The organism is Nitrospina gracilis 3/211 (assembly GCF_000341545.2).
Lineage (GTDB): Bacteria > Nitrospinota > Nitrospinia > Nitrospinales > Nitrospinaceae > Nitrospina > Nitrospina gracilis.
Genome location: NZ_HG422173.1, coordinates 132,192 through 133,785, shown reverse-complemented (window position 1 = coordinate 133,785; position 1,594 = coordinate 132,192). Strand labels below are relative to the sequence as shown.

Below are 1,594 nucleotides of genomic sequence, written 5' to 3'. Positions count from 1 at the left end.
GTGTCGGGTTTTCCGTGCTGGGTGCAGTGCTTGCGGCGGCGGCCGCTGTGTGGGCTCGCAGACAGTCACACTCCGTTCAGGCCGACGACCCATTGGAGCGGCACTACCGAAACGATGTGGAGCAGGCGGAAGCGGCGCGGGCGCGTCTTATCAAGGAGTGGCAGGAATGGCTTGTGGAGGGCGGTTTTCACACCGGGCTGGATGCGAACCAGCTGGAGGACGTGATGCGCCGAATCGAGCGCACGCAGGATTTGCTTCGCGAACGGGACGAGCTGGATGGGCGGATCGAAACCATGGAATCCGATTTGCAAAAGGCGTGGTCCTTGGTCGAACGTGCGGCATCTGCCTTGCCCGGAACGAAATTGAAAGACAACCTTCTGGTGAACATGGAATGGGTGGCGGACCGTTATGAAGCTCAGCGTGCCCGGCAGGAGGAACGCAGGCAGATCATCGCGTCTCTTGCGGAACACGCAGACAAGCTCGAGCGTTTGAAAGCGGCAATAGAGGCTCCGCGACGCAGTCTGGACAAGCTCCTCCTCGAAGCGGGAGCGAAGGACGAGGCCGGGTTTGAAGAACTGGTGTCATCCTGGAAACGGGCCTGCGGGCTGAAGCAGGAAGCGGACCGCGCGCGTCAGGATGTTCAGTCGCGCATGGGCGTGGGCGAGGTGTTCGATGCGGTGGTGAAGGAGTTGCGGAACGCTGAGCCGACCCGGCTGGATACCGAACGCGTCACAACCGAGGCACAGGTGGAGGAGCTGGTTAAACAGATACAGGAGATCGATCAAAAACTCGGCGGTTGTAAAAAGGAGCAGGAGCGTCTGGCCAACAACGATGCCTTGTTCGATGCGCAGTCGCAGGTGGAGATGCTGAAGCAGAGGCTGGAACGCGCCGGTCGCGACTGGGCGGTGGCGACGCTCGCGCTTTCCATGCTCGACCGGTCCCTCAAAACATATCAGGAATCGCATCAACCCGCTGTGTACCGCGCCGCGTCGAACTGGTTCGACCGCATCACCGGGGGTGCGTATGAGGCGGTTCGGTATCAAATGGAATCGGACGTGGTGGACGTGCGGACCGCTTCCGGTGATTTCAAGCCGGTGGAACACCTGAGCCGCGGCACACGCGAGCAGTTGTACCTGGCGCTGCGCCTCGCGCTCATCCAGGAATACGAGAAGGAATCCGAGCCCCTGCCGGTGCTGATGGACGACGTGTGGGTGAACTTCGACGATGCCCGCCGGGACCGCTTCGTGGAAGTTCTGGCGGAGTTTGCGAAAGACCGGCAGGTGATCGTGCTTTCCTGCCACAGCGCCTCGCGGGAGTTGTGCCTGCGTCACGGCGCGCATGAGGTGTCTCTGCCTTCCGCCTGAACATGTTTCATTTCCCGTTTATGAACCGGGTTCCCTTGCAGTGGTTTTGCCGACACCGGGGGTGGTACAATCGGGAGATACATTCCTCTTCCCTTTATGGAGCGTGTATATTTAAGAGGTGGAAAACTAAAAACTGGGAAATAAGGAATGTTAGATTTTTTAGGAAACAATATATATATATTTATATTTTCATACGTAGTCGCAGTAATTGCTTGGATTTATTCAAAAAA

Annotated in this window: 1 protein-coding gene; it reads left to right on the top strand. The window is 58.1% G+C overall.

Features of this window, described 5'->3' with window-relative positions:
* The coding region (locus tag TX82_RS14865) for an ATP-binding protein (RefSeq protein ID WP_187291880.1) at nucleotides 1–1,364 on the top strand (1,364 nt) is incomplete at its 5' end.
* Nucleotides 1,365–1,594 lie beyond the last annotated feature (230 nt).